Annotated in this window: 7 protein-coding genes; 1 reads left to right on the top strand and 6 read right to left on the bottom strand. The window is 36.1% G+C overall.

Annotated features, from left to right (window positions below; all coding sequences use genetic code 11):
- Window positions 1–160: 160 nt before the first annotated feature.
- The 6 genes from DET62_RS14315 to DET62_RS14290 form a co-directional block, all read right to left on the bottom strand.
- The gene (locus DET62_RS14315; RefSeq protein WP_016899342.1) at window positions 161–919 is read right to left on the bottom strand and encodes a DUF3108 domain-containing protein; all 759 of its coding nucleotides are present in this window, start codon (window positions 917–919) and stop codon (window positions 161–163) included.
- Between the two features lie 5 nt (window positions 920–924).
- The gene (gene eptA, locus DET62_RS14310) at window positions 925–2,505 is read right to left on the bottom strand and encodes a phosphoethanolamine--lipid A transferase EptA (protein WP_110014420.1); all 1,581 of its coding nucleotides are present in this window, start codon (window positions 2,503–2,505) and stop codon (window positions 925–927) included.
- The gene (locus tag DET62_RS14305) at window positions 2,495–3,349 is read right to left on the bottom strand and encodes a phosphatase PAP2 family protein (protein ID WP_110014419.1); all 855 of its coding nucleotides are present in this window, start codon (window positions 3,347–3,349) and stop codon (window positions 2,495–2,497) included. Before DET62_RS14305 ends, eptA begins: the two co-directional genes overlap by 11 nt.
- 102 nt (window positions 3,350–3,451) lie before the next feature.
- A complete protein-coding gene (locus tag DET62_RS14300) occupies window positions 3,452–5,677 on the bottom strand; it encodes a DUF5916 domain-containing protein (protein ID WP_110014418.1) in 2,226 nt (741 codons plus the stop codon).
- Entirely contained in the window at window positions 5,677–7,095 is a 1,419-nt protein-coding gene (locus tag DET62_RS14295) for a HAMP domain-containing sensor histidine kinase (RefSeq protein WP_110014417.1), read from the bottom strand. Before DET62_RS14295 ends, DET62_RS14300 begins: the two co-directional genes overlap by 1 nt.
- Window positions 7,095–7,769: a response regulator transcription factor gene (locus tag DET62_RS14290; protein ID WP_110014416.1), complete on the bottom strand. Its 675-nt coding sequence runs from the start codon at window positions 7,767–7,769 to the stop codon at window positions 7,095–7,097. Before DET62_RS14290 ends, DET62_RS14295 begins: the two co-directional genes overlap by 1 nt.
- A gap of 214 nt (window positions 7,770–7,983) precedes the next feature.
- Here DET62_RS14290 and DET62_RS14285 point away from each other — a divergent pair, with 214 nt between their 5' ends.
- On the top strand, window positions 7,984–8,235 hold the full coding sequence (locus DET62_RS14285) for a hypothetical protein (protein WP_110014415.1): 252 nt from the start codon (window positions 7,984–7,986) through the stop codon (window positions 8,233–8,235).
- The last annotated feature ends 166 nt before the right edge of the window (window positions 8,236–8,401 follow it).

Raw genomic sequence — 8,401 nt, 5'->3', positions numbered from 1 at the left:
TGACACTGTCTCAGCTAACCATCCACTTTGAAGGTCGACTGGATGGTCACATAGATTTATGAAAAATTGGCTGACACAGAATATTGAACACTCTCTAGAAGTTAATTAGAAATGTAGTTTTTATCTTTTATTTGTAGGAAGGTTATGCCGATATTGCTTCTTAATGTTTCTCAATAGAACTTATAAGTAGTGTTGCGACTTCTTCTTCCTTGTGTTCTTGTAAAAGCATAATAGGAATATAGTCGTAATCAATTGCCAGCCAAATATGCGTCTTTCTAGTACTATTTTTTCTAATCCTGCTTAACTTGATGCAATTAAGTTCCCCAAGAGGTGTGTCAATAGTAACTCGTCCACCATTCAGGAAGTTAAATTCTTTGAAGCCACTTGTATCATAAACGGTGTAATGCAATTGTTTTACATTAGAAAACCCATCGTTTTTCAGTGCGTCAAGCCTTAACATTTCAAACACAAATAGTGGGTCTAACACGTCATCTTTTAAGGTTTGCTCACTAATATCGCCATTCATTTTAGCTATTAAAGTTTGGTTATTATGATCAAAATTTAACTGTAAATGTTTATCTTTTTTAAAAGTTCTCGAATCTTTTCCTTTATAGCTCAGTAACGCTACTTTATTGTCCTGCCATAGAAAATTACTTATCTCACTCGTATCTATGCTATAGAAAAAAATTGATGCGCTAGTATTGAATGATAACGAATAAGAAGTATTATTTTTACTTAGTTTTCTTGTGGCTCGACCATATTTTTTCTTGCCCCGTAATACACTATATTTCGCGGTATATAAATTCAATTCAGATGTTTCTTCAGAACCACTTTTAATAAGAGGGGCAGCAGTTATTGGTAAGGCAAAATAAAGCATTACCAATATAATAATTTTAATAACGCTGTTGTAGTTCAACATAATTTCTAATGTTCACCAGAGTTATGCAATACATCAAGCGTACTATCATATATTGATGACTCAAGGCTAAGCGCTCCTAAAACGGTATGAAAGACATTAAACTGATTATGGCTATTAGCTTGATTTAAGTTTTTAAGCTTTAAATTTCTTGCATCTAAAAAAGTATCTGATGCCCAAAATAAAAATGGGATATCTTTTTGATAATCTGGTGCAAATGAATATGGTGTGCCATGCAAGTAAAGTCCATGCTCACCAAGTGACTCACCGTGATCAGAAATATACATCATTGCTGATGAAGTTTTCGCTAAGGTTTGTAACTCCATTATCAGTGTCGTCAGGAAATGATCGGTATACAGCAGGGTATTATCGTAGGCATTAATCAACTCCTCCGGGCTACATTTGCTAATTTCCTCATCACGGCAGACAGGAGTGAATTGGTTAAATTCTTTTGTGTATCGTGAATAGTAGCTTGGTCCATGGCTCCCTTTAGTATGCAAAACAACAAAGATCTTTTGTTTATCAGATGAATCGATAGCGTTAATTAAATTAGTCAGTAGTACTTCATCTAACTTACAGCCTTCACCCACGCAGTCAGCTCGTAATTCACCCGCCTCGGTATAACTTGTTACTTTTATTGGTGGTTCACCCCAGTTATTGGTTCGCCACTGTACATCAACGCCATGTCGGGCTAAGTAAGTTGGTAATGCTTCAAAGTCTAAGTATTGATCACTAGGTGCTAAAATACATGCCAGAGAACCTGTGGTATAGGTAGTGCAGGATTTTGTATTGTTCAGCACTAGTAGGTTCGGCTGTTCTGCGAGCTTTGGGTTAGTTAATTTAGAATAGCCATACAATGAGAAATTGGCAGCACGAGCAGTTTCACCAATGACCAATACAAAGACTGTTTTATTGTTATCCAGAAAATGGCCATCTGGTAACGCTTTCTGTCCGTCAGTTGTTCTATTTATAGATGAGTAATATCTACCTGAATTTATTATGTATGACCAAGGTAAAATCTTTCCGCCTAAAACGCTTGCATGCTTATCAATCCAAAGCCAACTAGTAGAATTCGTATACAAGAATGCACCAGAGACTACTAAAGCAATTGACGCGTTACCTAATATTTTTACTCTATCAACTTGTTTAATTTTTATTAAGGCAACAAAGCAAGCTGGCATTAAACCCAACATTATTATCGGGAAAACTAAGCTTACGGTGAGTAGTTCAATAGATTCTGAATAGCGGGTGTTAAATATATTTCCCATCATGGTTCTATCTAGCACCACTTGATAGTTACTCATGTAATATATAGCGGAAGCATTTAAAACAGTGATGATTACGAGAAATATTTTCAGAACTGTTGGTGAAATAAGCGCTAGCAATGAAAATATGGTGTATGAAAAGATAAATACTATCACAACAGTAGATAGAAATATTCCAAGTCCGCTAGTGCTCCATACATTGGTGTTCTGATTAACATACTCTAACAGCACCAAATTGTAAGCAAACGTCATTACAATGCTTACCCAAAAAGTGAAGCTGCTTGCCTTCAAAATTGAAATTTTAGAAAGGGCCTTAGTGTTCATTTTGTAATATTGATTTTAATGTGATGTATGTACCAACAATAGCGCTTACTGAAATTGCTATCCAAATTATAGTTAGTTCAGGAAGCTTTCCACTGATAGTACATACTAAAAGGATGAAGCAAAATCCAAGGACAAAATATCCTAAAATAGCAGGCTTTACTTTTGCCCAATCCCACCATTTTGAATAATATCTTGATAAGTATTCGCCACTTAACCCTGAAACAGTGCCTATTATTGCTCCAGATGCTAAATCTGCGGGCCAATGAGCACCTACAGCGACTCTAGAAATGGCGACTACTGTAGCGACCATAAGCGATAAATATATCCAATACGTTTTATGTTTCTCACTGATTTTAGCTTCTCTTAAAAGAACAAATACCATTGCAGAGATTGCTGTAAAAATCGTAATAGTATGACCAGATGGAAAACTTGTATAAGCAGTCAGGGTGTCACCAATAATAGTAAATTGATGATGTTCTAAAACAGCAGCGGGTCTAGGAATGGCAAAGAAACTTTTACCTAAATGACTAAGTGCGCAAGCGAGAGGAACAGCTCCGAACATAGCTGCCCACATTCTCGTATTCACAAGGCAAATGAAGGAAAGTAGTGGAATTAGAATCAGAGCATCTCCCAAGTACGTAATATTGTGCCAAATTTCACTGGGTAGTATTTGCAGAGCATTGTTACTGAAAGAAAAGATATCTTTTTGGCTGGCGATATATGCGTCTTTATTCAGTGCCATACTTACCATTATGGCACTCATGAAACATATGAAACTTATAAGTTTCCAAAATGGGAAATAGCCTTTAGGATATTGTTGACCAATTGTTAGCTTTACTGGCATAAAATTACCTCAATGTTGGTGATTACATGCTAAAAATTAAAACTTAAGTTTTACTTAGTTGAAACTGAAACTTTAAATAAGATTGATTGAATGTTGCCTTAATCAAAAATGAAGTCGAATTTTCGCAAATAGATTATGAGCATCTTTTGCATTTATTGATTGTTTATAAAGGTTTCTTTTTCCAAACTTCGCGAGATCGTCTTCAAATTCCCCACCAAAACTATAGCTGAGGTAAAGCGCGGTTAATTTACTTAAAGAATATTTATAGCGAAGCTGGAAAGCACTTTCAGAAAATGAAAAATCATCTTGGTTTTTAGAGCCTATCAACTCACCCTGTGTATCAACGATGTATTGATTTAGGTGATTTGCTTTCCCGATAACAGACTCAAGTTTAAAACGTACTTCCTGACTTTCACTAATTTGATAATCTACACTTAGTTCAATGCCTTGCTCTGTGAAGTTAAATTCATCGACGGTATTACCGTCATCCCATTCAAGCCAACTATCACTATTGTATTGTGATACCGTTAGTCCAATGTGTAGTAGAGTACTAATCTGCTGCTCAATGCTCACTTCAGCGTTGTAAAAGTTACCAGACAACCCCTCCGTTCCCATCTCAATTGCCACTCCAACGCTTCCCCAGTCATATTCTGGAGAATTTAGTTCAAGTTCGGCTATATAAAAGGACGGTAGCCATACGGAATTATTCCCTCGCGTTAGTAAATCATCATATCCAGACGAACCCAACTCCAAAGAAAGTTGATATTCAAATTCTGCATTTGTCACCAATTCAACACCTGCACCAACAATACGAGGTAGTTTTTCATTTTGGTGGTTCTTTTTTAATTCAGTTTCAAACGCAAATGTAACATCTCTTATCGACCATCTATCTAAATCTGGAATTTGAAATTGATATTCATATTCATATTCAAATTGCTTGCGATTGACTCGTTTGACATAGCCGATGTCATTTAATTGTAAGTCTTCTCCATAGTTAAAAAGACTAAACTCATGACTATGCTGCTCGGATGACTCTGTACTTCCTGTCAGCCACCAACCGAGGTCGCTCGTTGTTTCAGGTCCTTGTTCGATATCAGATCTGATTATACCGAAATTTAGCTCAGTACTATCTGAGTATGCATAATTGAAATCAGACTCAATAATAATTGCATTTCGTTCAATGCTAGGCGTATTAACCTTATTAAGTGAAGCGCCAAATTTGTTAGCACCTAAACGGTACTGGCCTCTGAACAACCAAAAATCCCTACCAGAGTTCCCGCTATCGTCACTTTCAAATGCAGATAAAAGCCCAAAATCTAATTGTTCTCTACTTATTGTGTATTTAATTGCAGAATCCAACTCACCTGAATAGTCTTCATCATAATATGACTCCCCGCCAATTCTTGGCGTATGTACTACTCTGAGAGACTCTGGCCCGGAAACTTCAAATAAACTTTGACTATCATTGAAAAAAGGTCGTTTTTCTGAGAAAAAGCTTTCTATGGCTGAAAAATTAACGACTAACTCATCTGATTCCACCTGTCCAAAGTCAGGGTTTATGGTGGCACTTAATTGCTGACTTTTAGTAGGTTTCCAAAACAATTCAACCCCTATATCAGTAGAGTTTTTGTTGTTCGCAATGTCTCGATTAGCCGAAATGTATGGAAAAATATCTAGGCTCGACTGATTGTTAATTTCAACTTTTTGTTTGCTGAAATTTGTTAAAAAACTATTCATTGAAGCGTTTGCCGGAATTGATGAATAGGTTGCATTAGTGGATTCATCAAAACGGGTAATAGAAAGGCCGAATTCATTCTGCTCTTGAATAGCAAAAGACATAGTAGTCCAAGGGATATAAATTTCAGCGTTCCATGAATTGGTAAACACTTTAGTTTTGAAATACCACTGACTACTCCAATCTAAATCTAACTCTTTATTCTGCTTATAGATACCATCATAAAAATATCCTTGATGATTGACTGAAAATACATAACTTGTTTGTTCGGTATTATTCATATCTATCATTAGTTGAATATGATCATTAGTGAAAAGCGTGTCGTTTTCTTGTGTCCTTACTCTCAATGGGGGCTTAGTCGTTGCCATAACACCTATGTATATGCCGTGGTCAGTTGTAATCACTTGATAAGAAAAGTTGCCCTCTACCTTTGTTAGCGTTTGTGGAACAACGTGATAATTAACAGTGTTTCGCTTCGCGCTTTGCCAGCCTGAATCATTCAATGAGCCATCAACGACAACTTCATCTGCAAAGGCAATACTTGAAGCAAACAGATAAAGAAATAGTAAAGAACCGTTAAAATACTTGTTCATCACAGCGATACAGTAAATGTTATTCTCCTCTCAACTAACGATACTGAAACTGTAGCTCCAATTTTTTCACAGTAGGACTTTACTATTGCTAAACCTAACCCAAATCGCTCTGTTGATGTTCTTGATTCGTCTTTTTGCCATAAAGGGTCAAAGAACAATTTCAAATCATCTTCCTGATAGTCTTCATTGCATATATTTGAGACTTTGATCAAAGCGTTGTTGTCTTCAGTTTTTGACGTTGCTATCTCTATTGCTGTATTAGTTGGACTATAAAAGATTGCATTGTTAATTAAATTTGATAATACAGTTTCTAAAGCAAATTTGTTGGTTTCTACTATCAATGAAGGTGCATCGAAAAGAAGTATAAACTCTCTGTTATCTGAATTTTCTCTTGAGATAATATTATTAATCAGCTCAGTTAAGTTAATTTCGTTAGTTTCTAATTCATGGGTGCTACTACTTTTTTGCAACAGCATGATGCTATTAACTATATTTTTTAAGCGATGGGATATTCCATGTACATCGCTTGCAAGGTTATCTGATATTTCCTTTTCATGAGGAAACTTTAAGGCAACTTCGCTCAAGCTTATAAGCTCTGCAATTGGTGTTTTTAATTCGTGAGCAATGTCAGAAGCCATTCTCTGCTCTCGGATGTACAGAATATGGTTTTCTTTAATAAACTGATTAACGCCTTCAGCTATCGGAACGAGTTCTTGCGGTAAAAATTCTACTGAAACTTCCGGATTTTTAGAGTTTAAACTTATTTTTCTTAGCTGCTGATTGAGTTCACTTATTGGCTTTAAGCTCCTAGAAACAACAAGTTTGACAATTTTTCTGATAATAAATACGGCTAATATAGATGTGAAAATAAAAATAAAATCAACAAACCATAGGATGTAGTCTAACTCCTCTCTACTTAGCGCATAGGCAAGATCCATTGGTTGTTGATTCTTTGCAAATTCTTCTCTGCTTACACCGAGTGCTTCTCGAATGTTAGAGTCAACCTGAGGAAAAAACTTTGTATATAGCATCCTGCCATTTCGACCGTCGGGTAATACGGTATCTTGAATAATAAATTCATGTAGTTTTGCATCGAGCTTAGAGAGATCTTTTATTTCAAAAAACTCTAGAGTATCAGATCTCTCAAATACTTCGCTTTTGTACCAAAGTTGGTAATATTCAGGGTTCTCTTTGCCTTCAAATTCCGGCATAAACTCCCCAGCAAAATCAAATTCGATTCCTTCTTCATCTTCTTCAACTAATGTTTCAAGTAGTCCAACTTTGTTAATCATAGCCCGGTCAAACTCATCACTAATCCATGTATCGACACTGATATCAGTTGCTAATAAGATACAGATTAAGAGTAATGAGATTGAAATTGATAAATAGCGACTTAGCTTTTTATGAATTGAGTTCATTAATGACCCTCAACGAAGTATCCAAAGCCACGCTTGGTTTTAATTGGAAGCTCGTAGCCAATAGCTCTTACTTTTTTCCGAGCAGAAGAAAGGTGAGCTTCTAAAGAATTTTTTGCAATAGCATCATATTGTCCGGCGAGGTATTCGCTGAGTTTTTCAGAGGAAACGACCTTGCCTTGATTGGAGAATAAGCACTCAACCACTTTGTATTCATTAGGGGTTAGCTGAGCATCTTTACCACCACATCTTAATTGTTTTAAATGTAAATCTAGCGATATAGAACCAATGTTAATACTGTTAGCGTTCATATTCAAAGTACCTCGCCGCATTAAACAGAGTAAACGGACATGCAGCTCGTCAAAAGAAAAAGGTTTAGTAAGGTAGTCATCTGCACCGTTGAGAAGCCCTTCAACTTTATCTTCTGTAAGGTCTTTCGCAGACAAAATTAATACACGGATATCTTTACCTGCATTACGGATTGCTTTCAGTATTGAAGTACCATCGACAGAGGGGAGCATTAAGTCGAGAATTAGTAGTGAATAATCTCCAGACAAAGCCATGCTTAGCCCCTCAGAACCATCACCAGTATCATCCACGGTGAAACCGAGGTTGGTTAATCCTACCCTTAAACTTCGTCTAAGTGATATTGAATCTTCGATAACTAAAATTTTCACTGATACATACCTTCCATAAATACTTTTCAAGATACACCTTTAAACTTAAGACTAGCTGAGTTTTTACTTAATATGTTTAAAAGTTATTTCATCAAAGGTTCCAGCTTTCCCTCTAATTTTACATCTAAATTTGAGTTTATTTGGCAACTGTAAAGGTGGACTTCTCTTGGAGACCTATTTAGAGGTATTATTCAATACAGCTAAAGAGACTAAAATGCCAAGAAGAATTACATCAGAATTTAAACGTGAATGTGCGGATTTAGCTTTAGTTCACGGATATAAACACAAAGGTGCAGTCGAAGCTATGGGCGTTGATTTATCGTCAATTCAACGTAGGGTTAGCCAATATAAAAATGAGCAGCAAGGTGTCACACCTAAAGCGATGGCCTTAAAATCAGAAAAGCTTCGTATTCAGCAATTTGAGCAGAAATTACTAAAAAGTGCTAAACATGTCTTCCAAGTATAGTTGACCCTTACATTTGCTTGGCTAGGCAGACCATTAGAGTCTATTCTTGAGGGCATTGAAAGTACCCACGATAGTGTTCAGAATTCTGTGTCATTTCGTTAAACTAAGCAAAAAAGAGATGACATATGACCAAAACCAATTTCGACATGGATGCCGCTTTAAAGCA

The sequence above is a fragment of the Idiomarina sp. H2 genome (assembly GCF_004364275.1).
Classification (GTDB): domain Bacteria; phylum Pseudomonadota; class Gammaproteobacteria; order Enterobacterales; family Alteromonadaceae; genus Idiomarina; species Idiomarina loihiensis.
This window is presented reverse-complemented; position numbering and strand designations above follow the sequence as displayed.